Here is a 22,465-nt window from a genome sequence, read left to right as displayed (position 1 = left end):
TCGTGAACCCGGACAATGCCGATGTGCCGGCAATTCTGATCATCGATGACGACGCGATGACGCGCCTGCTGGTCGTGGAAACGCTCGAGCCTGAAGGCTTTCGCGTCGAGGAAGCGACCGGGCCGGAGGAGGGCATCGCCGCGTTCCTGCGTCAGCGTCCCGCCGTCGTGCTGCTCGACGTCGAAATGCCTGGCGGCGACGGCTTCGACTGTTGTCGCAGGATCCGCGCGTTGCCGGAAGGCCGCCGCGTGCCGATCGTCATGCTCACGGGCAACGACGACGACGAATCGATCACCCGTGCGTTCGACGCCGGCGCGACCGATTTCGTATCGAAGCCGATGCGATGGAAGCTGCTCGGCTACCGGATCCGTTATCTGCTGCGCGCTGCCGCGGCCGTCGAAAGGCTCGCGACCACCGAAGTCGGCCTGACCCATGCGCAGGCGCTCGCGCACCTCGGCAACTGGGAGTACCAGGCCGGCCGGAGCGACGGCTACTGGTCGCCGGAGCTGTACCGGATCCTCGGGCTCGATGCCGCGCATACGCCGCCGACGTTCGATCGCCTCGTGCAGGCCGTGCCGGCCGACGAGCAGCCGTTGCTCGTGCAGTCGTACACGAGCCTGCGCACCGAAGGTGTCGCGTTCTCGCTCGAGCATCGGCTGATCCACCCGGACGGCACCGAGCGTCACGTGCTGCATCAGGCGGAGTCCGGACGCGACCCGAACCACGCGATCATCCTGCGCGGCATCGTGCAGGACATCACCGAACGCAAGATGCAGCAGGGGCGCATCGAATACCTGGCCAACCACGATGCGCTGACCGGCCTGCCGAACCGCAACCTGCTCAGCGACCGGATGGACCAGGCGATGTCGCAGGCGCGGCGCACGGGGCAGCTGGTCGCGGTGATGGTGCTCGACCTCGATCGCTTCAAGCACATCAACGACAGCTTCGGCCACTCGGTCGGCGACGCGCTGCTGCGGGTCGTCGCCGCGCGCCTGAAAAGCTCCGTGCGCGACGGCGATACCGTCGCGCGGCTCGGCGGCGACGAGTTCGTCGTCATGCTGGTCAACCTGTCGACGCCGGCGGACGCGGACGCGATCGCGCGCAAGATCCTCGACACCTTCATCGCGCCATTCGTGCTCGCCCCGCACGACCTCCACGTGACGACCAGCGTCGGCGTCAGCCTCTGCCCGACCGACGGCACGGACGCGGAGACGCTGCTGAAGACGGCCGACGCCGCGCTGTATTGCGCGAAGGAACACGGGCGCAACTGCTACAGCTTCTATACGCGTGAGCTGGGCGCGCGCGTCGAGGAGCACGCCATCCTCGAGTCCGCGCTGCATCAGGCGGTCGCCAACGACGAACTCGAGTTGTACTACCAGCCGAAGGTGGACCTGAAGACCGGCCAGATCAGCGGGGTCGAGGCGCTGATTCGCTGGCGGCGCCCGGGAATCGGAATCATTCCGCCCGACCGCTTCATTCCGATCGCCGAGGAAACCGGGCTCATCTTGCCGATCGGCGAGTGGGTGTTGCGCACCGCGTGCGCGCAGGCCGTCGCGTGGCGCCGGGACGGCCATCCGCCGATCCGCATCGCGGTCAACCTGTCCGCGCGCCAGTTCCGGCAGCAGGATGTGGCCGACATGGTGCGCCGCACGCTTCAGGAGACCGGGCTCGAACCGGCGTCGCTCGAACTCGAGCTGACCGAAAGCGTGCTCATGGAGGACTGCAACGCGATCGCGCACACGCTGCGCGAACTGAAGGCGCTCGGCGTCGTGCTGTCGCTGGACGATTTCGGCACCGGCTATTCGAGCCTGTCGTACCTGAAGGACTTGCCGATCGATGTCGTCAAGATCGACCGGTCGTTCCTCAGCGACGTCACCACCAGTGCCGAAGGTGCGTCGCTGACGCGCTCCATCATTGCGATGGCGGAGTCGCTGCACATGGAGACGGTGGCCGAAGGCGTCGAAACCGAAGCGCAGCTGTCGTTCCTGAACCGGCATCGCTGCCATGCGATGCAGGGCTACTACTTCAGCCATCCGGTCACCGGCGACGAAATTACCGACATGCTGTCGGCCGGCTCGGAGCTGCCCGAGCACTGCCGGCAGCGCGAGCTGTTGCACCGGACACTGCTGCTGGTGGACGACGATCGCGAGATCCTGCAGATGCTCAAGCAGGCGCTGGGCCGCGACGGCTACGAGATTCTCGCGACCGCCGATCCTGACGAGGCGCTCGAGCTGCTCGCACGGCATCGCGTCGGCGTGATCGTGTCCGATTTCCGGATGCCGAGCGTGTCGGGGCTCGACCTGTTGCAGCGCGTCAAGGTGCTGTACCCGGACATCGTGCGCATCCTGTTGTCGGGTTACGCCGAGAGCCAATCGATCGCCAGTGCGCCCGGCGACGGCTCCGTGCAGAAGGTGCTGGTCAAGCCGTGGGACGTCGCACTGCTGCGCAAGCACATCGTCGAGTCGTTCCAGCGCTTCGAGCACGATTCGCTGCATAACGGGATCGGCATCGGGGCCGGCCGCCTCGGCGCGCATCGGTCGCCGTTGCGGTCCATCGACGTGCCGGAACCACGTAGCCGCGTGTGAGCGACGGCACGGCGAAGGGAGCGGAGCGGGGCGAAGGGGAGGAGGCGGCACGCGAAAGGGGTACGACCATACTGATTTTCGGCATGCCGGCCACGTTATAGGGAAAACCCTTATTCTTGGTTATAATGGCGGCCTAGAAGAAAGGTCGAACCATGCCCGAACGTTTCCAATCCCTTGAGAAATTTGTGTTTTCCGTGGTCGTGATGTCCGCGGTCGTCTGCTCCGCGTTCCTCGCGTACGAGCGTCACCCCGAGATCAAGATCGCGCTGCACGAAGGCGAAGCGCTGATGCGCGAAAGCGCCAAGTACTCGGTCATCTGCTCGCCGTCCAAGGTCGATCCTTGCGTCGAGATGTCCGCTTACTGAGTCTCGCCCCCTCGCTGATGCCCCGTTGATTCCCGCCGACGCGCGACCGATGGCCTATGGCCGGTAGGTGCCGGCGGCGCGCATCGCGCACCCGCGCACACCGCATCCGGTCGCGCGTCGCCTGAACACCGCTTCCACCGCCGCTCCCCCGTTTTCTCCGATCCCCCCGCGGCTTGCTGCCTGCAACGCGCCGCGTCGACACGTCTTCCAGTCTTTCCGTCCTGCGGGCCCGCAGCTACGACGTCGCCGAAGGCAATCTCCGCGCTGCACGACGCGCAAGGCCGTGATATACGGCATCGCGCGCGCCGGGCGTCGTCCATATCGTGCTCGTACCGAACATGCGTGGCGCGGAGCGCACGCTGTCGTGCGGCGTCGATGCACGCTGCGCGGCAATCCTCCGCCGAAAGCGGACAGCTGCGCGCGGCGCCCGCCGATTCCGGATAGCCGCGCCCGGTTGCGCTGCGGATAATGGCCCGCATCGGCGGCGGCGCGTCCGCCGCCCTGGCAGCGGGCACCCGGCATGTCTCGCGTATTCGCAATCCGACCCAGGCACGACCGAATGACGATCCTTTATCGCGGCATGGACCGCGCGGCGCTCGACGCTGCTTACCTGAACACGAAGGCCATTCCCGACTTCCCCGCGGTACTCGCGTCCTGCCAGGCGCGCAGTGCGGCGCTTTACGAGGCGACGCCCGGGCAGCGCGACCGGCGATACGGCGCGCGGGCCGCGCAGCGCTTCGACTGGCTGCGCTGCGGCCGACCGGATGCGCCGCTGTTCGTCTTCATTCACGGCGGCTACTGGCAGCATTGTGCAAAGGAAGATTTCGCGTACGCGGCTGCCGGGCCGCTCGCGCGCGGCTTCGACGTCGTGCTCGCCGAATACACGCTCGCGCCGACCGCATCGATGACCGACATCGTCGGCGAAATCGGGACGTTGCTCGACCATCTCGCGGCCGATCCGGACGGCATCGGCACCGCGGGGCGGCCGATCCACCTGAGCGGTCACTCCGCCGGCGGCCATCTGACGGCCGTGTATCGCGCGCATCCGGGCGTCGTGTCGGCGCTTGCGATCAGCCCGCTCGTCGACCTCGAACCGATCTCGCTGTGCGTGCTCGACGACAAGTTGCAGCTCACCGCGCAGGAAATCGCCGCATATAGCCCGCTGCGTCATATCGGGCCCGGCGCGCCGACCGTCGTCGCGGTCGGCGCCGCCGAGTTGCCCGAACTCGTGCGCCAGGCGCACGACTACGCGGACGCGTGCGAAGCGGCCGGCGAGCGGATTCGGCGCGCGTGGCTGCCCGGCATGCAGCACTTCACGGTGCTTGACGATCTCGCGAAACCGGACAGTGCGATGCTCGATGCGTTGCTGGCGATCACGCCACGCTGACGGCACGATCTGCGTCGTTCCGCGCCATTTCGCGGCGCGTGCGGCACGGCGTCGCGCGGCGCAGCCGCGGCGGCAGCGCGCCGCATTCGCCGGCGCCTGCCGGTCGACGTGACGGATCAAGCGCCGGTCATGGCGATGCACAAGGATCGGCGTGTCCGGTCTGCGGCGCCGCACCGACGCCGGCATCGGCATCGGCCGCATCGGCCCCGGTCCGCTCGTGCCGGACCGTATCCGACGCAACGGCCTGCAATCGCTCGGCCATCTGCGGCGCGATGCCGAGCTGCGCGGCTGCCTGCTCCTGCGGGCCAAACGTGCGCACATCGACACCCGCGATCTGCTGGAACAGCACGAGCGCGCTGAGGTAAGCGCCGAGCACGCCCGGATGCAGATAGTCGGGCCGCGACATCGGCGGGTCGCCGTGCGCACGCATCCCGTACCACAGCAGCGGCGCGCCGGACGGCGCATACGGATCGGGATCGGCGACACCGGTTGCCCACGCCCGCTGCCACGCACGGCCGACCGGCGCGACGGCGACGATTGACGGATCGGCCCGGCGCGCACGTTCGAAGGCATCGCGATACGCGGCGCCGATGTCGGCGATGCGGGCGAGGTAGCGCGCGCGGAAGCCGTCGCTGTCCGGCGCGCCGGCGAGCGCCTTCGCGCGATCGGCGCTCGGCCAGGTCTCATACAGGTAGATGCGCGCTTGCGGCGCCGCCGCCCGAATGCCGCGCGCAAGCTTCGCGACGCTCGTGCAGAAAGCGGCCGGATCGCTGGCGCGGCGGTGCGTGAACGCGAACGGCAGCGGCTTTGCGCTCAGTTCCTGCAGCACGACCGCGTCCCACACGGGCCGGTCGATCACGCTCGACGCGACGCGGTCATGTTTCGCGAGACTCGTCGCCGACATCGCCTCCAGATGGACGTCATAGTCGAGCCCGGCTTCGACGGCGAAGCGCGCGAAGATGCCCGGAATCCCGCCCCACGGGCCCGGCTCGAGCTCCGCGCGGGCGCCGGTCTGCCCGAAGTTTTCGTCGACGACTCGGGCGGGGCCGCCGGCATCCGTCCCGTCGGCACGCATCGCGCCGTACGAACGCACGGGCGTGTAACGGCCATGCGTGAGGCTGTCGCCGACGAACAGGATGCGTTGCGGCGTGCGTGCGGCCGGCGCACGCGGCAAATCGGCGGCAGAGCCCGCGCTCGCCGGCCCGGCGATCAGCAACGCCGCGACGCACGTCAGCGCGCGATGCGCGACGACGCAACGGAACGGCGGTACGGCGGGCTTTTCAGTCATCGCAGGGGGGCTGGAAGGGCGCGTGGTCTTAGTATTTCACGAAGCAACCCGGCCGCGCCCGCGCCAAGCACCCGTGCGCGCCTACGGTAGACTGCTCGCTGCGTTCCCACCCCAATGACACGACCACTCGCGCCCACTCACACGCCATGGACCGAATCGATGCGATGAAGGTGTTCGTCGCCACGCTGGACGAGGGCAGTCTCGCGGGCGCGAGCCGCCGTCTCGGCCGTTCGCCGGCCGCCGTCAGCCGCGCGATCGCGTTTCTCGAGGAACACACGGGCACCGCGCTGCTGTACCGGACCACGCGGACGATCCGCCTGAGCGAAGCCGGCGAGCGCTACGCCGCGGCGTGCCGCCGCATCCTCGCGGATCTCGAGGAAGCAGACATGCTGATCGCCGACGAGCGCTCGGCGCCGCGCGGGCTGCTGACGATCACCGCACCGGTCGCCGCGGGCGAGGACGTGTTGCGCGCGCTCATCGACGAATTCATCGACCGCCATCCGGCCGTGTCGATTCGCCTGCAACTGCTCGACCGTCCCGTCAGCCTGATCGACGAGGGAATCGACGTCGCGCTGCGCATCGCGCACTTGGCGGATTCGACGCTCGTCGCGATTCCGGTTGGCGCGGTGCGGCGCGTCGTCGTCGCGTCGCCCGGCTACCTGGCCGATCATCCGCCGATCGCGACGCCTGCCGATCTCGCGCAACACCAAATCATTTCGATGACGCACTTCGGGCTCGATTCGTGGAGCTTCCCGCCGTCCGGACAGTCGGCGCTGCCGCAGGTGGTCCAGTTCGCGCCGCGCTTCATCGTCAACACGATCCGCGGCGCGGTCGCGTCGGCGCTCGCCGGCCACGGCGTCACGCGGCTTTTCTCCTATCACGTCGCCGAGCAGGTCCGGGACGGCCGGTTGCGAATCGTGCTGCGCGACAGCGAGCACGCACCGCTGCCGATCCACCTGGTGACGCCTAACGGACGGCTGTCCGTGCCGAAGGTGCGGACGTTCGTCGATTTCGCCACGCCGCGCTTGCGCGAACATTTCGCGCAATTGGCCGCCATCACCGACGCGGATTAAACCGCCATGCGGAAGAATGGCTTCCGCGCGACGTGGATTCACCCGACATTCGGTTCAATCTAGACTTCCTTCAACCGGCGGACGCGCTTGCGTCCGCGGAGCGAATGGAGGTCCACATGCAACAAGCGCTTCTCGACCGGCCGCATGCCCCCGCGTTCAACGTGTGGCGCGGCACGGTATCCGGCGCCAGCGCGAGCCTGATCGGCATCGGTCTGGCGCGCTTTGCCTACACGCCGCTGCTGCCCGCGATCATCGGCGCGCACTGGTTTCCCGCGTCGACGGCTGCCTATCTCGGCGCGGCCAACCTCGGCGGCTATCTGGCCGGCGCGCTGGTCGCCGGCGCGCTCGCGCGTCGCGCCGGGTCGACCGCCGTGCTGCGCGCGATGATGTTGCTCGCGACGCTCGCGTTCGTCGCGTGCGCGGCACCCGTGTCGTTCCTGTGGTTCTTCGTCTGGCGTTTCGCGTCCGGCCTGTCGGGCGGTGCGCTGATGGTGCTCGCCGCGCCGGCGATTCTCACGCACGTGCCGCCGGCGCGACGCGGTTTCGCGAGCGGCGGCATCTTCACCGGGATCGGTCTCGGCATCGCGGCGTCGGGCACGATCGTGCCGATCCTGCTGCGGCAGGGCCTCACCGCGACGTGGCTGGGGCTCGCGATCGTGTCGCTGCTGCTGACCGCCATCGCATGGCGCGGCTGGCCCGCCGACGATGCGCCGCCCGCGACGGTCGCGTCGCCCGCCGAACACGTGCGCAATCTGCCGACCCGCAGCCTGCGCGCGCTGTACGTCGAATACGGGCTCAACGCGGTCGGGCTCGTTCCGCACATGATCTTTCTCGTCGACTACGTCGCGCGCGGACTCGGCAAGGGCGTCGATGCGGGCGCGCAGTACTGGGTGCTGTACGGCCTCGGCGCGATCGTGGGGCCGCTCGCGTGCGGACATCTGGCCGATCGTGCAGGTTTCGGCCGCGCATTGCGCATTGCGTTCGCGATCGAGGCCGTCGCCGTCGTGCTGCCGCTGCTCGGCATGGGCACGGGCGCGCTGATGGTGTCGAGCGTGCTGGTCGGTGCATTCACGCCCGGCATCGTGCCGCTCGCGCTCGGCCGCGTGAACGAACTGCTCGCACATCATCCGTCGGTCGCGAAACGTGCGTGGCGCGGCGCGACGACCAGCTTCGCGATCATGCAGGCGGTCGCTGCCTATGGTCTGTCGTATCTGTTCGCGTCGAGCGGCGGCCGTTACGAAGCGCTGTTTGCCGTCGGCGCCGTCGCGCTGCTGCTCGCACTCACGGTCGACGTCGTTGCGACGGCGCGGGCGCGATGAGCACGACCGTCCACGCACCGGCCGCGGCACGCGCGGGCCCCCGGCCGAGAGCTACGCCGAGCGCAACGTACGCTGCTGGCGGCGCGATCTCGCCGTCTGGGTGTTCAGTTCGTTCATGACGCTCGTCGGCATGAGCATGCTGTTGCCGTTCCTGCGCTGTACGTGCGGCAGCTCGGCGTCGCGCTCGGGCTGCGTTCAGTATTCTTCGTAACGGCCGCGCCACTGGCGGCCTGTGCGGGGCTCGCCTGTCGGGCGCGCACTCGGTAACGCCGAACGCGCGTTCGCCCCGGGGCGGCGGTGTGGCGTAGCATGAGCGCAGTGGCGGGGAACGCTGGCGGAGCATCGGTTACGTACACCGTCCGGCGGTCGGTGCAGTCATGCCGCCGCGAGGTCCGGAGATGCGAGGTACGCAGCGCAACGCCGCTACGATCACAGCGCAGAGACGGGCTTCCGAACCGAAAAAAGCCGCGACGCTGCGTGAACACGCCGCGCCACGCGACGGTTGGTATCTTCACCGGGTCGACCGCCGTGTTCGACATCGTATTGGCCTGACCGGCTCCGCACGAAGCGCCGCAAGCGCGCCACGCGCGGAGTCCGACGCAGCCACTGCGGCCCGTACCGGCCGCCGCGTTCCATTCCGAACGTTGCAGGAGGCAACGACATGAATCGACCGACCGACAACCGGACGCTGTTACGCACGCTCGGCATCCGCACCCCCATCATCCAGGCACCGATGGCCGGCGTCAGCACGCCCGCGCTGGCGGCTGCCGTGTCGAACGCCGGCGGGCTCGGCTCGCTCGGCGTCGGCGCGACGAACGCCGACGGCGCGCGCAAGATGATCCGCGACACGCGCGCGCTCACCGACCGGCCGTTCAACATCAACCTGTTCTGCCACCAGCCGGCCCGTGCCGACGCAGCCGTCGAACGCGCGTGGCTCGACTGGCTCGCACCCGCATTCCGCGAACAGGGCGCGACGCCGCCGGCGTCGCTGACGGAGATCTACACGAGCTTCGTCGTGGACGACGCGATGCTCGCGATGTTGCTCGAAGAAAAGCCGGCCGTCGTCAGCTTTCATTTCGGGTTGCCGTCCGACGACGCGATCGCGATGTTGAAGCGTGCGGGCATCACGCTGTTCGCTTCCGCGACGCACCCCGACGAAGCCCGGCAGATCGCCGCGGCCGGCATCGACGCGATCGTCGCGCAGGGCATCGAGGCCGGCGGCCATCGCGGCGTGTTCGACTCCACGGCGCACGACGACCGGCTCGGCACGTTTGCGCTGACGCGCCTGATCGTGCGCGAAGGCGCGCTGCCGGTGATCGCGGCCGGCGGCATCATGGACGGCGACGGCATCGCCGCGGCGCTCGCGCTCGGCGCACAGGCCGCGCAGCTCGGCACCGCGTTCGTCGCGTGCCCCGAGACGTCGATCGACGACGGCTATCGCCGCGCGATCCTCGGCGACGCGGCACGCCGCACGACGTTCACCACGGCGATCTCGGGCCGGCTCGCGCGCGGCATCGCGAACCGGCTGACCGCGCTCGGCGACGATCCGCACGCACCGGCCACGCCCGCCTATCCGATCGCATACGACGCCGGCAAGGCGCTGCATGCGGCAGCGAAGGCGAACGGCGAGTTCGGCTACGGCGCGCAGTGGGCCGGGCAGGCGGCGCCGCTCGCCCGGTCGCTGCCGGCCGCCGAACTGTTCGCGACGCTCGAACGCGAGACGCGGGAAGCCATCGCGCGGTTGCAGCACGCGCTGGACTGATTCACCGGCCATCCGCCGGGCGCGTCAACCACGACAAAATTGCAATGTTCTGTATCCGCACGGCGAGTGGATACAGAGCGATACAACCCGCGCGACCGAGCCGGCTATAAAGCAGACATCACCTTGCGAGGAGCACGACATGTCTGCTACATGGTTCAACGGATCCTGCCATTGCGGCGCCGTGAAATTCGAAGTCCGGACCGCACTTGCGCCGGCGGTCCGCTGCAACTGCAGCCTCTGCCGACGTCGCGGCGCGCTGATGAGCCCGATGTTCGAAGCGGCCAACCTGAAGATCGTGGCAGGTGAGGGCGCGCTGACGACCTACCGCTTCAACACGCACACGGCCCGTCACTATTTCTGCAGCCGGTGCGGCGTCTATCCGTTCCATCAGACGCGCAAGGATCCCGCGTGCTGGCGCGTCAATCTCGGCTGCCTCGACGGCGTCGATCCGTATGCGCTCGATGCGGCCGTCGCCGACGGTGCGAGCCTGTCCGTCGTGGAGGACGCATGAAACGCTGGCTGATGATCCTGCTGTTCGCCGCGGGCGGCCTCGCGACCGAAATCGCGCATCCGGTGCAGTGCTCGCTGCTGTCGGTCAGCCGGCAGCGGACCGGCGATCGCCGCGGTCGAAACGATGGCGAACGGAGCTGAGCACGAGCGGACACCGGCGCCGCCGGTACCGCATCCCGTTGATCGGAAACGATAATCATGCTTCCGATAAGATCGCATGCGATATATAATGAGATCATCTGCGACACGATCCCGTGTCGATGGAGGATGCTCATGAAACCGACCGAAGCCCAATCGCCCGCCACGCCGAAACTGTCCGAGTTCCTGTGTTTTGCGATCTACTCGACGAACCTCGCGTTCGGCAAGGCGTACAAGCCGATCCTCGAGGAGCTCGGCCTCACGTACACGCAATACATCACGATCATTGCGTTGTGGGAGGAGGGCAACCAGACGGTCGGGCAACTTGGCGAAAAGCTGTTCCTCGAATCGAACACGCTGACGCCGATCCTGAAGAAGCTCGAGGCGATGGGCTATCTTGAGCGGCACCGCGATCCGTCGGACGAGCGCCAGGTGCTCGTGAGCCTGACGAAAAGCGGCCGCCGCGTGCGCGAGAAGGGGCTCGACATGGACCTCGTCGAAGCCACCGGGCTGAAACCCGACGAATTCGCGAAGATGCAGAAGGCGATCGTCACGCTGCGGGGCAACCTGATCGACTCGATCGACGAGTAGACGAACAGCTCAACAACGCGATGAATATCGAGCGGGCGCCGCGACTGCGACAGCCCGCTTTTTCCATGATTGCCGTACTTTTCCGGCCGGCGGGAGCGACGCACCGCTGCGGCCGGCAGCGTTACGGCTGACGCTGCGGCTGGCCCGTTCCGGCTTCCTCAGGCCCCAGCACCAGCAATTGCATGTCGCGACGTATCGTGAAACCGAGCGTCAGATAGCGTTCGATCGCGGCGTGATTCGACGACAGCACGTGCAGAAACGGCGTTTCCGCCCGTGCGCGGATCGACGCGATCAGCGATCGAATCAGCCCGGCTGCAAGTCGCTGGCCGCGGAAGGCGGGAGCCACGCACACGGCGCTGATCTCCGTATGGCCACCGGCCCTCAGCCGCTGACCCGCCATCGCCACCAGCCGTCCTTCCCTGCGTATGCCGAGATAGCCGCCGAATTCGACCGTGCGCGGGCCGAACGGGCCCGGTTCCGTCGCCGCGATCAATTCGAGCATCTCCGGCACGTCGGTTGCACCAAGCTGGACATGCTCCAGAGGCCGCGCATCGTCGAGCGTTCCGTGCCAGATCATTTGATGCAGCACCGCGCGCCAGACCACGGAAAAACCGGCCGGCGTCGGGATCTCGTCCGGGGTGACGAGCGCCGCGGGCCCGTGCGCGTCGACGAGGCCGCGCAACGCGTCGAAGGCGGTGGGACTGCGGTCGGCCAGACCGGCAAACGGCGCGAGCGTTGGCGGAAACCTCCGCGCACGCTCGTCGCCGAGCGCAAAGCGCTGCTGCTCGCCGGCAAGCGCGTGCCACACGGCATTGTCGAGCGGATGCGATCCGCCTTCTTCATACCCCGTCGTTGCTTCCCGCATCACCCGCTCCTTGATTGAAGGCCGTCCGCCGCACAGCATAGACGCGATCGGTCATGTCGGCCGTAAACGGTCAAAAGCGCATGCGATTATATCGCATGCGCTTTATTTACCGGGACGATCTCGTCGACTTCGGCGCGTCGCTCAATGACCGAAATAGATCGAGCGCTCGGCCGTTCGAACTGCGCTCCGGCTTCCGGATTGTGTCGCGCCGTCGGCATTGTTGCCGTAACCGGATGCTTCGGTATCGGCCACCGTCGCGCCGTTGTCGCGAACGCGCTTCAGCGCGGCCTGCAGGTTATCCGGATAGTTCGGGTCGTTCGGGCGATTCGGCAGGTAGCCGGCCTTCTGAAGCGCGGCCAGTTCCGCTCGCACCTGCGCACGCGTGACGGTGCTTTCGGTTGCGAAGGCCGGTGCGGCAACGGCAGCCGATACGGCGACGAGCAGGGCAGAAATCAATTGGGTCTTCATCATTTACCTCGACAGGAAAGCGTAATCGGAGTGAGAGCGGCCGCGCGCCGGCAACCGGCGCCGATCGCGGTTTCGTTCAATGGCCGACGTAGATCGAGCGCTCGGCGACACGCACGGCGGCACGGCTGCCCGACTGCGCGACGGCTGCGGCGTCGCCGCCATAACCGGACGTCGCCGTATCGGCCGTCACGGTATTGTTTGCGCGGACGCGCGTCAGCGCGGCCTGCAGGTCGTCCGGATAGTGCGGATCGTTCGCGCGGCCGGGCGCATAGCCGGCTTGCTGCAGCTGCACGAGTTCGGCGCGCACTTGCGCACGGCTCACGGTGGCTTCATTCGCAAAAGCCGGCGCGGCAACGGCAGCGGACACGGCAACGAGAAGGGCAGCGATCAGTTGGGTTTTCATCATTTACCTCGACAAGAAAATGGCAGGAGATTCAGGAGGGCGGCGCCTGGCCGCCCGATTCAGCGTTCAGACGATGCGGATCTCGACGTCGATGTTGCCGCGCGTCGCCTTCGAATACGGGCAGGTCTGATGCGCGGTGTCGACGATCTGCTGCACGACGTCCCGATCGAGCCCCGGCGCACTCACGTTCAGGCGCGCTTGCAGGAAATACGCGTTACCGCCCGTGCCCAGATCCACTTCGGCGTCGACCGCGAGATCGGTCGGCAGCGTCACCTTCGCCGCACGTGCCGCGAGCTGCATCGCGCCGATGAAGCAGGCCGACCAGCCGGCCGCGAACAGCTGCTCCGGATTCGTGCCGGTGCCGGCACTGCCCGGCGACGACAACTGGATGTCGAGGCGGCCGTCCGAACTGCGCGCCGCACCGTCGCGGCCGCCGGAAGTCGTATGCGTCTTGCCCGTGTACAGCACTTTTTCGATCTTGCTCATCGTTCACTCCGTCAGATTTGGAAGGTTTTTCTCAGATGCGATTCGATCGCATGCGACGCAGTTTGGTGGAGACGTCGGCCGGCGTCAAGCGCATTCGATTAAATCGCATGCGATATTTTGTATTGCAATGTATCTGAATCATGTACAACCTTGCCAGGCAAGGCTTTCGGATGGTGGGACCCTTATATCGGAAAGATGGCACGGAGCGGAAATTTCAGGCGCGGGCAGGGCACACTCCCATCGAAAGGGCCGCTGCCCGCGCGACGGCAACGCGATTACGCCGGGAGGATTTCGGCGATCACGACCAGGATCACGGCCGCGTCGGCCGGCAACTGGCGCTGGGAAAAGGCCGAGCGCGCGTGTCCGGCCTTGGTGCCCAACACCGCGGCGAACAAGTCCGATGCGCCGTCGATCACGGCCGGCTGACCGTAGAAGCCGTCGGCCGACGCGACGTGGCCCTCGACGCGCACGATGTGATGCAGGCGGTCGAACCCGCCCAGGTGGTTTTTGAGTTGCGCGAGCACATTCAGCGCCGCGAGCTGCGCCGCATGCCGCCCGTCATCGACGCTCAGCCGTTCGCCGACGCGGCCCGTATACGCCACCTTGCCGTCGACGAGCGGCAGTTGTCCGGAAACGAACAACAGGTTGCCGGCTTCGCTGACGGCCGTATAGCGGCCGAGCGGTTGCGGCGGTTCGGGTAGCGTGAAGCCGAGTTCGGCCAGCTGATGTTCGACGGTCATGGTTTGCTCCTTCGTTGGAGAGAGGTAAGGCGGCCACGGCGCGGAGGTGTTCGTCGGCCGCGTCTCTGTCAGTCACTCTAGTGATGCGGTCGACACCGGTAAATATCGTTCGCGCAATTGAGTCGACACGCGATGTAACGAATCGCGCACGGCCCGCGTATGCGAGCCCGCCACGGTCGTCGCCGCGCTGGTTTCCCAGTGGGGATTCATGCACACTCGCTGCTTCAGCGTCCCGCGGCGAAACCATGCGCGCCGGCTGGCCGCAAGGACGATCCCGCGTTGCAAGCGCTCGCCGGAGCAACCGTCTTGCGACCGCGCCGCGCGCCACGCATGAAGAAGCAGGAGCCTCCGTATGCAAAGAAAATTCGACGACCTCCTGCTCGGCAGCATCGAGCTGTTCTGCCTGGCCGCCGAACTCGGCAGCTTCACGCTCGCGGCGACGGCTGCGAGCGTCACGCCGGCCGCGGTCAGCCGGTCGGTCGCCCGGCTCGAGGAGCGTCTCGGCGTACGCCTGTTCGTCCGGACGACGCGACAGATCCGCCTGACCGATTCCGGGCGGCGCTACTTCGAGCAATGTCGCGATGCGCTGTCGCAGCTCGTCGACGCGGAGCGCGAAGCGACCGGCCAGCAGGCGACGCCGGTAGGCGTGCTGCGCATCAGCATGCCGACGCCATACGGGCACTATCGCGTGCTGCCGCTCCTGCCCGCGTTTCGCGAGTGCTACCCGGACGTACGCGTCGAAACGCACCTGAGCAACCGCAACATCGACTTCGCCGAGGAGGGCTTCGATCTGGCGATCCGCGGCCGCGCGCCGGCGGATTCGAGCCTGGTCGCGCGCAAGCTGGAGGACGCCGAACTCGTCGTCGTCGCGACACCCGGCTACCTGAAGCACGCCGGCGTGCCACGCGCCGTCGACGATCTCGACGCGCACGAATGCATCCAGTTCGAGCTACCGAGCAGCGGCCGGCCCATCCCATGGCTGTTCAACGACGGATCGACGGAAATCGACGTCGCGACGACCGGCGGCTACGGCACGTCGGGCGACGTGCTCGCCGGCGTCACGCTCGCGCGCAGCGGCGCCGGCCTGTTCCAGACCTATCGCTTCATCGTCGAACGCGATCTTCGCGAGCGCACGCTCGTGGAGGTGCTGTCCAGCCAGGGCGGGCGCTCGCGGCCGTTCATGCTGCTGTATCCGCACGCACGCTATCTGTCGTCACGCGTGCGCGTCTTCGTCGACTTTCTCATCGAACATCTGGAGCAGGCGCCCGGCAAGCCGACGCGCTAGCCAGGCCCGGCGATGCCGGCACGGGGCGCAGCAGGGCGCGAGCGGCTTGGCAGCCCAGGTCGCGAGCTGCGTCGCGCCATCGACGCCGGCGCATGGCTCGTCCCCGTCCCATCGCCGCTCAATGCCCGGCGCTCTGGCCGCCATCCACGTGCAGGATCTCGCCCGTGACGAACGGCGCCGAATCGAGATACAGGATTGCGCCGACGATGTCGCTCATCTCGCCCATCCGGCCGACCGGGTGCAGCGATGCGAGCGTCGCGTGCGTCTCGGGCGCATGCATCGGCGACTTGATGACGCCCGGCGACACGGCGTTCACGCGGATGCCGGCTTTCGCATACTCGATCGCGAGCGACTTCGTCGCTGCATTCAGCCCGCCTTTCGTGAGCGACGCGAGCACCGACGGTACGTTGCTGTTCGCGTGATCGACGAGGCTCGTCGTGATGCTGACTACATGGCCGCCGCCGGTGCGTTGCATCGCCGCGATCGCGCGCTGCGTGACGTGGAAGAAGCCGTCCAGGTTGACGCGCAGGATGGCCGCGTAGTCGTCGGCGGTGTATTGGGTGAACGGCTTGGCGATGAATACGCCGGCGTTGTTGACCAACGTATCGACTCGACCGAAGCGCTCGATCGCGGTATCGGCCACGCGTCGCGCGACGGCCGGGTCGCCGATGTCGCCTGCGACGGTGACGAGATCCGGATCGTTCGACGGCCCGATCGAACGCGACGTCGCGACCACGCGATGGCCCAGCGCGCGGAATGCACGGACGGTTTCCGCGCCGATGCCTTGTGATGCGCCGGTGACGATGATGACTTTGGATGTGCTCATGATTTGCCTCGACAGGTGACTGGTTTTCGGCTTCGGTGCCGACCGGATCGATGAATCCGATGGACCAGACTCTAGACGCGCCGGGCCGGAGTTCGAACACCCACCGTGGACCAACAGTTTTGCGTCGCGGGAACAAGTGCGGGGAAGTGCGGGGCCGCCGCAGCGTTGACGGGAGCGGCAGCCATGCTGGTGAATATGGGGCGACGTTGCGGACGGGCCGGCAATCATGCGCAAGACCGGGCGTCGAATCGTCGTGAAGTCGGGATTCGGGTGGCGACAGGCTGCGAATCAGCACGCCGGTTTGTCGGTAGCGTGTCGAGCACTTCGGGTTTTTATCGCGTCTATCCGGATAACTTTTCTTATCACAATATCGCTGTTTTAGATCGCAACTCTCGAGTGCGAAAACACGGCTGAGCGCATTTCGACAGGTATCGTCGAATGAAGGTTGATCGGTATCAGGGAAGGGCGATTGCTACGCGGATATTCTCAGCAGCAGCGTGCCGGTCGGCATGCAGGCGCGCCTGAAACGGAGCGATGTGATGACGGTGGATTCGCGTCGCCCGCCGCGTCATCGCAGCGACATCTTTCTCACGTAAATCTATGGCACTTCGCCACTCGGCGCTGTCCCGTTTTCTCAAGGAATACCATCCATGGCGGCAAAACGCGCTCGCATCAATATGATTAGCCGTCGCCAGTCGACGTTCGACGGCCGGCATCTCGACACCGAGGCGGTACGTCGCTTCGACGCGCACGTGCAGGATGCGATTCCCGCCCATCTCAAAGGCACGCAGGGCGCTGAAGCCGAATGGCTGCCGCGCGTGAAGATCAGCGAGCGCTGACCCGGTTGCGCCGGGCGAGACGCTACGCGACAGCGCCGATCTCGCCGTCCGGCGGCTCTCCCGATTTCGCTCCATGTGAAACGCGCCCACCGGACGGCGAGCGCCGGATCACGACCGTCGCGGCACGCGTATCGCGCCCCGTCGTCCGTCAAGTCAGCGGTGGCGCGTGCCCATGATCCTGCAAACCCCGAGCGTCGTCGTATTCCCGGGAAATATCCTTGTTCGTATAGTCGCCGAGCTTCGACGCGGCGACCAGGCTCAGCACCGCACACACCAGCACGTACGCCGCGATCGCATACCCCGAGTGGTAGTAGGCAAACAGCGCCGTGGCGATCAGCGGTGCCGGACCACCTGCGATGACCGAAGCGAGTTGATAACCCATCGACGCGCCGCTATACCGTAACCGCCCTGTGAACGACTCGGCAATCAATGCAGCCTGCGGTCCGTACATCATCGAATGCGGAACGAGCGACAACACGATGGCCGCGAAGATCCATACCGGATTCCGGCTATCGACCATCGCGAAGTAGACGAATCCGAACACGCCGGCGGCAGCCGCGCCGATCATGTACATCCGGCGCCGCCCGATCAGGTCCGACACGTGCCCGAACAGCGGAATGGTGAAGAACTCGACCACGGATGCGACCAGCACCGCCGCCAGCAGCAGTTCACGCGTGACGCCTAGCGCCGTGATCCCGTAAGTGAACACGAACGCCGTATAGATATAGAACGGCGCCTGTTCGGCCATCCGCGCAAACGCCGACAGCACGATATCCTTCGGCTGCTTGCGCAGCACTTCGAGCATCGGCGTCTTTTCGATCCGACGCTCGGCCAGCAGCTTCGCGAAGAGCGGCGTCTCGAGAATGTTCAGGCGGATATAGAGCCCGATCGCAACCAGTACGATGCTGAGGAAAAACGGCACGCGCCAGCCCCACGTGAGGAAAGCGCTGCCGGAAATCCAGCTCATGGCCAGCACGGCAAGGTTGGCGAGGAACAGTCCCGCTGGCACGCCGAACTGCGGCCACGACGCGACGAAACCGCGATGCGAATTGGTGCGCGCCCACTCCATCGACATCAGGACCGAGCCACCCCATTCGCCACCGACGCCGACGCCCTGGATGAAGCGCAGTACCGTGAGGATAACGGCGCCCCAGATGCCGATCGCGGCATAGGTCGGAACGAAGGCCACGGCGAACGTAGCGAGCCCCATCAGCAACAGGGTCACGATCAGTGTGGCCTTGCGTCCAATGCGGTCGCCGTAATGGCCGAAGATCGCCGCGCCGACCGGCCGTGCGACAAAGCCGACGGCATAGATCAGGAACGCCTGCAGCGTGCCGACGAGGGGGTGGGATTGCGGGAAATACAGCTTTGCGAAGACCAGGCCGGTGACCGTGCTGTAGAGGAAGAAGTCATACCATTCGATCGTGGTGCCAATCGTGCTGGCGATGACGGCGCGGTTCAACTGGCGCCGGGCTTCCTCGTCGGAGAGGGGCGTGGCCGCGGATTGCATGGCAGCCATTTTGATATCTCCCGGAAAAAGGGCGATAGAGAAATAAACCTTACGCCCCGCGACAGGTTCCGGCAAGCGCGAGATGGGAATGGCTTTCACGGTGTCCGTGGTCTTTTATTACGCCATCCTCATGCATCACAATGTGACATTTGGTTGTTATTCGCCGCGGAAGCGATGAGGTTGGCGTGATTTTCGAACCGAAACCACGCATATGGCGAACTGGAATATCGCGAACGTTCGACGACCACATCTCACGCCGTTCCGGCTCGCACTGTGCGCCCGTCAGTGCACGAGGTCAGACCCGCCAATCTGCATGCGCAACACGTGCAGGTGAGGGTGGCGTCGGTTCGGAAGTGGTCCAGTCGTTGATAAGGCTGGCGAAATCCGTCACGGCGTTGCCGACGCTCGCATGGGCCGCCGATTCGATCTGCGTGATGAATACGTTGCGCACCATCCAGGCCCGTGCGACTTTCCCGCACACCAAGGCAGCTGCGGGGTGTCGTCAAGCTTGCCGCGCGACCACGGTAATTGTGCAACGGGCGGCTGCACAAATTCCGGCCGCGGAAAGTGGTTGCGCCCAAGCCGGGAATCTTCACTCCCGGCCGGGACTAATTCTGGTTCAGGGTCACGGTAGCCAACCCGCGGATGTCAGAAGCGTGATCCCCCATCGAGATTTGCTGCTACGTCGCCCTCGGGAAATTCAGGCAACATGCCTTCGAAAACTGAAAAAACGAACCCGATTGACACGGGGCGTCATATCAGCCGCCAAGGCACAGTTGCCCGGGCGCGCGAGTTCGACATCGACCCGCGTGGCGGGCAACGCGTCGGATGTGAAGCCGCGCGCACGGCACCGCGCGCGGCTTCGCTCGCCGTTACGCCGGGTTGCCGCTGCCGCCGGTGCCGCCGGTGGGCTTGCCAGCTGCCTTGCCGGCGTCGGCCACCTTGCCGAGCAACGTCGCAGACGGCTGGCCGTTTCCTCCGAGCGCGCCCTTCGATTTCAGCGCTTCGAGGTCCGAATCCTGGCCGGCCTGGCCTGGCTTGAACGGCGTCGTCAGGAACGCGGACGTCGACAGCGTGACACCGGTTTCGTTCTTGACGGTCTGGGCAACCCCATTCGCCGCAGCGGCAACGGCAGCGGGGTTCGTCAACGCGCTTTGATACGTCGGATTGGACGCGAGGCCCGACAGCAGCCCGTTCAGGTCCGTGCCCAGTTGCCCCGCCAGATAGGTCAGCAGCAGTTCGGTCAACGGCGTCACGTTGAACGTGCCGCCGCCGCTCGCGAACGAGTGCAGCGTGGTCGTCCCGTTCGTGCCGGTGATCGTGCACGGCCCCGCGAACACAAACGTGACCGAGAACGCGCCGTTCGCGTCGGCCGTGCCCGAACCGTTGCCGGTCGCGCACACGATCGTGATCGCCGCATTCGCCATCGCTGCGCCGGTCGCGGCCGTGCCGTTGATCGTGGCCGACGACGCGTTCGAAGGCGTCGTGCTCGGACTGTCGTCACCTCCACCACATGCCGCGAGCGTACCCGCGAGCGCAAACGTGCCGACTTGCAATGCCCTCAGTGCCGCTTTCTTCATCGTCTTCATTGATTTTCTCCGTTAGATCAACTCGATTTTCCCGAGGACTCTCCGGTCCCTCCATCATTGAATGCTTGCCTCGCGCGCGGCCGACGGCTGCACGCCGTCAGCCGGCAGCGCCGCCTCCGTCGCGGGCGGCGCCACGCCGGCGGAATGCACGTAGCGCTTGTATGCATCGCGCATCCGGTAAAGCTGCGTCGCGAAGTACTCGGCGCTGAAGCGCCCCTGGTTGAGCAGGAACTGTTGCGCGTCGTAGGCAAAGTCGAGATTCTCGGCGCCGTCGTGCGCGAGATAGTTCGACGATCCGACACGCGTGCGGAAATTGAGCGAGAACTGCTCGGGCCCGTTGATCTGCACGATCCCCGGCTTCATGCCCTGGCGCGGCGTCAACGGGAAACTGACCGACGCGCCGACGAACGAGCCGTGGCCGCTGTGCCATCCCTGCACGCTGAACGACACGTCGTCGAACCAGCGCGTCAACGTGATCAGCGGGCCCTTGTCGCCACCGACATAGCGCGCGACGCCCGCCTCGATCCACATCTTCCACGCGGGCTCGACCCACCGGTACGTGAGCAGCGCGTTCTTCTCCGCCGGCAGCGCATCCTTGCCCGGCTCGTGATGCAGATAGGCGAGCTTCAGCCGCACCACGTCGGGACGGCCCGGTACGAACGCGGTCGTCTCGTTCTCGACGCCCAGGTACTGGAGGTCGAACTTGCCGAGCGCGGTCACGTTGAAAACGCGCGGCGCAATCCAGAAGCTCTGCACGAGCGCAACGGTCGACAGCCCGCCGCGCAAGCGGTATTGGTCGTAGACGCGGCCGTTGTCCATGTTCTTGCTGTTCGCGATCGGCACGATCACGCTCGAATACAGTTCCGCGCCGCGCCACAGCGGCACGAAGCCCTGGATTTTCGCCCCCACGGAGTAGTCGAAGTTGCCGTAGTCAGTGCCGTAGAGGTAGCGCGTGACCGGCGCGATCTGGATCCGTACGAGCCCGTGCGCGCGGGCGTTGCCCACCCACTCAATCGAATCCGCATGGTGCGTCGGCCGCGTGCGCATCGACAGCGACGCGCCGGCGGCGGTCGACGCGCCACCCGCGACGAAGCGCGCGTAGTCGGCCCGATCGACGCTCACCTCGCTCACCGGCTCGTTCGCCTTCTTGATCACGACGCGCACGGTCTCGACGCCCTTCGGCGCGTACTCCGCTGCCGCGCCGAGCGCGATGCCCAGCGCGTCCGCCTCGTTCTGGTTGTAGCGGTGGTTTTCATATTCGACGACGAGATCCGCGCCCGCCATGCCGGCGCGCACGCGCTCGAGCCCGGCGTCCGTCAGCGCGCGCACGATCCTGTCGAGCGCCGCCGAGTCCGGCGCCGCGTCGACTGCCGGCGCGGCGGTCCGAACGAGATCCGGCGGCGTGTGAAGCGACGGCATGACTCGATCGTCGGGTGACGCGTCCGCCGGCGCAGGCGTGGCAGGCTCGATCCGCGTGAATGCCCTGAGCGGCGCGAGCGCGGCCGCAGGTCGCAGCGTGTCGTCGTCCGCTGCGCGCACGTCGTCCGGCACCGATGTGCCTGCCGCGACAACCGGCGCGTCGCTGCACAAGCCGTCGCCGCAGCGCGCGGCATCGAACCGCCTGCCGAGCGGAATCTGCACGCCGATCGAGAACGACGTGCGCGGCGCGATCGTGTCCGTATGCCTCAGCGAGCGCATCACGGTGCCCACGAGGCTCGCGTCGGCCAGCCACTTGATCGGCGGCGACTGGAAGCGGATGCCCGCATAGGGCGTTTTCGAATCGTGCTCAGCCAGCAGCGACAGGCCCGTGTGCCACAGCCGAAGTTCTGCGCCGCCGAACACCCCGTCGAGCCGGTCGCCGTGCCCGTAGCCGACCGTCAGCGTCGCGGGCCCGAGCACTTGCGATACGACACCGTAGGTGGACCGGAAGTAATGCGTTTGCCCGCCAACGTCATTGATGCCGATCGCGATGTCCGGCTGGTATGCGAAGAACTTCGGAATCGAGACCTTTGCGTTCGCCATCAGATGCCGAAGCACGATGTGGTCGTAGCCCGGCACCTTCGGGCGTACGTCGCCTGGATAGTTCGCCAGACCGCCGGATATCTCCACGTGGGGAAACAGGCCGATCGCGCCCCAGACGATGTCCGAACTCGTCGTCTGCTTCCCGAACCGTGGATCGATGTAGTTGTTGTATTGCCCCTCGAATGTTCCTTCAGGCAGCGTGAATCCGTATGGAATCAAGAGCCCGCCGGACTGCCCCAGCGATGTCAGCGCCGGCGTGCCCGCCGCACCAGCCGGCAGGGAAAATGCCAACGCTGCTCCCAGGGCAATGACCGCCGGCTTGTTCGTAGTCGCGTTCGCACGTAGCTTGATCATCATCGGTCGTGTACTTGATTGTTCGTATCGTGCGTGGCATCAGACATCGCCGAACGTCGA

Annotated in this window: 23 protein-coding genes and 1 pseudogene; 13 read left to right on the top strand and 11 right to left on the bottom strand. The window is 66.7% G+C overall.

Annotation, left to right across the window (positions count from 1 at the left end):
• Positions 1–2: 2 nt before the first annotated feature.
• The 4 genes and pseudogenes from C7H84_RS30435 to C7H84_RS30420 all read left to right on the top strand — a co-directional run bounded on the left by C7H84_RS30435 (position 3) and on the right by C7H84_RS30420 (position 4,337).
• Positions 3–2,585, top strand: a complete 2,583-nt coding sequence (locus C7H84_RS30435) for an EAL domain-containing protein (RefSeq protein ID WP_121862271.1) — start codon at positions 3–5, stop codon at positions 2,583–2,585.
• Positions 2,586–2,737: 152 nt separating this feature from the next.
• Complete coding sequence (locus C7H84_RS30430) at positions 2,738–2,950, top strand: hypothetical protein (RefSeq protein WP_121862270.1); 213 nt, start codon at positions 2,738–2,740, stop codon at positions 2,948–2,950.
• A gap of 234 nt (positions 2,951–3,184) precedes the next feature.
• A pseudogene (locus C7H84_RS37295) lies at positions 3,185–3,327 on the top strand (hydroxymethylglutaryl-CoA lyase); the annotation flags it as partial.
• Between the two features lie 182 nt (positions 3,328–3,509).
• The gene (locus tag C7H84_RS30420) at positions 3,510–4,337 is read left to right on the top strand and encodes an alpha/beta hydrolase (RefSeq protein WP_121862269.1); all 828 of its coding nucleotides are present in this window, start codon (positions 3,510–3,512) and stop codon (positions 4,335–4,337) included.
• Between the two features lie 127 nt (positions 4,338–4,464).
• On the opposite strand, the gene C7H84_RS30415 is transcribed toward C7H84_RS30420, so the two are convergent.
• On the bottom strand, positions 4,465–5,625 hold the full coding sequence (locus C7H84_RS30415) for a hypothetical protein (protein WP_121862268.1): 1,161 nt from the start codon (positions 5,623–5,625) through the stop codon (positions 4,465–4,467).
• Positions 5,626–5,771: 146 nt separating this feature from the next.
• On the opposite strand from C7H84_RS30415, the gene C7H84_RS30410 reads away from it, so the two are divergent.
• The 6 genes from C7H84_RS30410 to C7H84_RS30385 all read left to right on the top strand — a co-directional run bounded on the left by C7H84_RS30410 (position 5,772) and on the right by C7H84_RS30385 (position 11,018).
• Positions 5,772–6,698 (top strand): LysR family transcriptional regulator, encoded by a 927-nt coding sequence (locus C7H84_RS30410; protein WP_121862267.1) that lies wholly within the window; start codon positions 5,772–5,774, stop codon positions 6,696–6,698.
• Positions 6,699–6,814: 116 nt separating this feature from the next.
• On the top strand, positions 6,815–8,017 hold the full coding sequence (locus tag C7H84_RS30405) for a YbfB/YjiJ family MFS transporter (RefSeq protein ID WP_121862266.1): 1,203 nt from the start codon (positions 6,815–6,817) through the stop codon (positions 8,015–8,017).
• Between the two features lie 661 nt (positions 8,018–8,678).
• On the top strand, positions 8,679–9,779 hold the full coding sequence (locus tag C7H84_RS30395) for a nitronate monooxygenase (protein ID WP_121862265.1): 1,101 nt from the start codon (positions 8,679–8,681) through the stop codon (positions 9,777–9,779).
• 139 nt (positions 9,780–9,918) lie between these two features.
• Positions 9,919–10,290, top strand: a complete 372-nt coding sequence (locus tag C7H84_RS30390; RefSeq protein WP_121862264.1) for a GFA family protein — start codon at positions 9,919–9,921, stop codon at positions 10,288–10,290.
• Positions 10,287–10,430 (top strand): hypothetical protein, encoded by a 144-nt coding sequence (locus C7H84_RS36650; RefSeq protein ID WP_162999419.1) that lies wholly within the window; start codon positions 10,287–10,289, stop codon positions 10,428–10,430. Before C7H84_RS30390 ends, C7H84_RS36650 begins: the two co-directional genes overlap by 4 nt.
• Before the next feature lie 132 nt (positions 10,431–10,562).
• Entirely contained in the window at positions 10,563–11,018 is a 456-nt protein-coding gene (locus tag C7H84_RS30385; protein ID WP_121862263.1) for a MarR family transcriptional regulator, read from the top strand.
• Between the two features lie 121 nt (positions 11,019–11,139).
• On the opposite strand, the gene C7H84_RS30380 is transcribed toward C7H84_RS30385, so the two are convergent.
• From C7H84_RS30380 to C7H84_RS30360, 5 genes are all read right to left on the bottom strand, one after another.
• The gene (locus C7H84_RS30380) at positions 11,140–11,883 is read right to left on the bottom strand and encodes a GNAT family N-acetyltransferase (RefSeq protein WP_121862262.1); all 744 of its coding nucleotides are present in this window, start codon (positions 11,881–11,883) and stop codon (positions 11,140–11,142) included.
• Between the two features lie 141 nt (positions 11,884–12,024).
• Positions 12,025–12,354, bottom strand: coding sequence for a DUF4148 domain-containing protein (locus tag C7H84_RS30375; protein WP_121862261.1), 330 nt, complete (start codon positions 12,352–12,354; stop codon positions 12,025–12,027).
• A gap of 73 nt (positions 12,355–12,427) precedes the next feature.
• On the bottom strand, positions 12,428–12,754 hold the full coding sequence (locus tag C7H84_RS30370; RefSeq protein ID WP_121862408.1) for a DUF4148 domain-containing protein: 327 nt from the start codon (positions 12,752–12,754) through the stop codon (positions 12,428–12,430).
• Between the two features lie 66 nt (positions 12,755–12,820).
• Positions 12,821–13,240 (bottom strand): organic hydroperoxide resistance protein, encoded by a 420-nt coding sequence (locus C7H84_RS30365; protein ID WP_121862260.1) that lies wholly within the window; start codon positions 13,238–13,240, stop codon positions 12,821–12,823.
• Positions 13,241–13,515: 275 nt separating this feature from the next.
• The gene (locus tag C7H84_RS30360; protein WP_121862259.1) at positions 13,516–13,980 is read right to left on the bottom strand and encodes a RidA family protein; all 465 of its coding nucleotides are present in this window, start codon (positions 13,978–13,980) and stop codon (positions 13,516–13,518) included.
• Between the two features lie 352 nt (positions 13,981–14,332).
• Here C7H84_RS30360 and C7H84_RS30355 point away from each other — a divergent pair, with 352 nt between their 5' ends.
• A complete protein-coding gene (locus tag C7H84_RS30355; RefSeq protein WP_121862258.1) occupies positions 14,333–15,265 on the top strand; it encodes a LysR family transcriptional regulator in 933 nt (310 codons plus the stop codon).
• 118 nt (positions 15,266–15,383) lie between these two features.
• Here the strand turns inward: C7H84_RS30355 and C7H84_RS30350 are convergent, their stop codons facing one another.
• Positions 15,384–16,091 (bottom strand): SDR family oxidoreductase, encoded by a 708-nt coding sequence (locus C7H84_RS30350; RefSeq protein ID WP_121862257.1) that lies wholly within the window; start codon positions 16,089–16,091, stop codon positions 15,384–15,386.
• Between the two features lie 183 nt (positions 16,092–16,274).
• On the opposite strand from C7H84_RS30350, the gene C7H84_RS36645 reads away from it, so the two are divergent.
• Both C7H84_RS36645 and C7H84_RS30345 read left to right on the top strand, forming a co-directional pair.
• Positions 16,275–16,505, top strand: coding sequence for a hypothetical protein (locus C7H84_RS36645; protein WP_162999418.1), 231 nt, complete (start codon positions 16,275–16,277; stop codon positions 16,503–16,505).
• Positions 16,506–16,741: 236 nt separating this feature from the next.
• The gene (locus tag C7H84_RS30345; protein WP_121862256.1) at positions 16,742–16,930 is read left to right on the top strand and encodes a hypothetical protein; all 189 of its coding nucleotides are present in this window, start codon (positions 16,742–16,744) and stop codon (positions 16,928–16,930) included.
• A gap of 148 nt (positions 16,931–17,078) precedes the next feature.
• Here C7H84_RS30345 and C7H84_RS30340 read toward each other — a convergent pair whose 3' ends face one another.
• The 4 genes from C7H84_RS30340 to C7H84_RS30330 all read right to left on the bottom strand — a co-directional run bounded on the left by C7H84_RS30340 (position 17,079) and on the right by C7H84_RS30330 (position 22,342).
• Positions 17,079–18,449, bottom strand: a complete 1,371-nt coding sequence (locus C7H84_RS30340) for an MFS transporter (RefSeq protein WP_121862255.1) — start codon at positions 18,447–18,449, stop codon at positions 17,079–17,081.
• A gap of 286 nt (positions 18,450–18,735) precedes the next feature.
• On the bottom strand, positions 18,736–18,894 hold the full coding sequence (locus C7H84_RS36640; RefSeq protein WP_162999417.1) for a hypothetical protein: 159 nt from the start codon (positions 18,892–18,894) through the stop codon (positions 18,736–18,738).
• 418 nt (positions 18,895–19,312) lie between these two features.
• Entirely contained in the window at positions 19,313–20,029 is a 717-nt protein-coding gene (locus tag C7H84_RS30335; RefSeq protein WP_121862254.1) for a carboxypeptidase regulatory-like domain-containing protein, read from the bottom strand.
• A 54-nt stretch (positions 20,030–20,083) separates the two neighbouring features.
• A complete protein-coding gene (locus C7H84_RS30330) occupies positions 20,084–22,342 on the bottom strand; it encodes a YjbH domain-containing protein (RefSeq protein WP_346428402.1) in 2,259 nt (752 codons plus the stop codon).
• Between the last annotated feature and the right edge of the window lie 123 nt (positions 22,343–22,465).

The sequence above is a fragment of the Burkholderia sp. Nafp2/4-1b genome (assembly GCF_003635165.1).
Lineage (GTDB): Bacteria > Pseudomonadota > Gammaproteobacteria > Burkholderiales > Burkholderiaceae > Burkholderia.
The sequence above is the reverse complement of the archived record's forward strand: the minus strand, read 5'-3'. Positions and strand labels throughout refer to the sequence as shown.

Coding starts and splice junctions, on each gene's coding strand:
- C7H84_RS30395 (WP_121862265.1), top strand. CDS start 8,679: ATGAATCGACCGACCGACAACCGGACGCTGTTACGCACGCTCGGCATC.
- C7H84_RS30375 (WP_121862261.1), bottom strand. CDS start 12,354: ATGATGAAGACCCAATTGATTTCTGCCCTGCTCGTCGCCGTATCGGCT.
- C7H84_RS30410 (WP_121862267.1), top strand. CDS start 5,772: ATGGACCGAATCGATGCGATGAAGGTGTTCGTCGCCACGCTGGACGAG.
- C7H84_RS30360 (WP_121862259.1), bottom strand. CDS start 13,980: ATGACCGTCGAACATCAGCTGGCCGAACTCGGCTTCACGCTACCCGAA.
- C7H84_RS30415 (WP_121862268.1), bottom strand. CDS start 5,625: ATGACTGAAAAGCCCGCCGTACCGCCGTTCCGTTGCGTCGTCGCGCAT.
- C7H84_RS30390 (WP_121862264.1), top strand. CDS start 9,919: ATGTCTGCTACATGGTTCAACGGATCCTGCCATTGCGGCGCCGTGAAA.
- C7H84_RS30355 (WP_121862258.1), top strand. CDS start 14,333: ATGCAAAGAAAATTCGACGACCTCCTGCTCGGCAGCATCGAGCTGTTC.
- C7H84_RS36645 (WP_162999418.1), top strand. CDS start 16,275: ATGCTGGTGAATATGGGGCGACGTTGCGGACGGGCCGGCAATCATGCG.
- C7H84_RS30350 (WP_121862257.1), bottom strand. CDS start 16,091: ATGAGCACATCCAAAGTCATCATCGTCACCGGCGCATCACAAGGCATC.
- C7H84_RS30385 (WP_121862263.1), top strand. CDS start 10,563: ATGAAACCGACCGAAGCCCAATCGCCCGCCACGCCGAAACTGTCCGAG.
- C7H84_RS30370 (WP_121862408.1), bottom strand. CDS start 12,754: ATGAAAACCCAACTGATCGCTGCCCTTCTCGTTGCCGTGTCCGCTGCC.
- C7H84_RS30380 (WP_121862262.1), bottom strand. CDS start 11,883: ATGCGGGAAGCAACGACGGGGTATGAAGAAGGCGGATCGCATCCGCTC.
- C7H84_RS36640 (WP_162999417.1), bottom strand. CDS start 18,894: ATGGTGCGCAACGTATTCATCACGCAGATCGAATCGGCGGCCCATGCG.
- C7H84_RS30420 (WP_121862269.1), top strand. CDS start 3,510: ATGACGATCCTTTATCGCGGCATGGACCGCGCGGCGCTCGACGCTGCT.
- C7H84_RS30365 (WP_121862260.1), bottom strand. CDS start 13,240: ATGAGCAAGATCGAAAAAGTGCTGTACACGGGCAAGACGCATACGACT.
- C7H84_RS30345 (WP_121862256.1), top strand. CDS start 16,742: ATGGCGGCAAAACGCGCTCGCATCAATATGATTAGCCGTCGCCAGTCG.
- C7H84_RS30335 (WP_121862254.1), bottom strand. CDS start 20,029: ATGAAGACGATGAAGAAAGCGGCACTGAGGGCATTGCAAGTCGGCACG.
- C7H84_RS30340 (WP_121862255.1), bottom strand. CDS start 18,449: ATGGCTGCCATGCAATCCGCGGCCACGCCCCTCTCCGACGAGGAAGCC.
- C7H84_RS30430 (WP_121862270.1), top strand. CDS start 2,738: ATGCCCGAACGTTTCCAATCCCTTGAGAAATTTGTGTTTTCCGTGGTC.
- C7H84_RS30405 (WP_121862266.1), top strand. CDS start 6,815: ATGCAACAAGCGCTTCTCGACCGGCCGCATGCCCCCGCGTTCAACGTG.
- C7H84_RS36650 (WP_162999419.1), top strand. CDS start 10,287: ATGAAACGCTGGCTGATGATCCTGCTGTTCGCCGCGGGCGGCCTCGCG.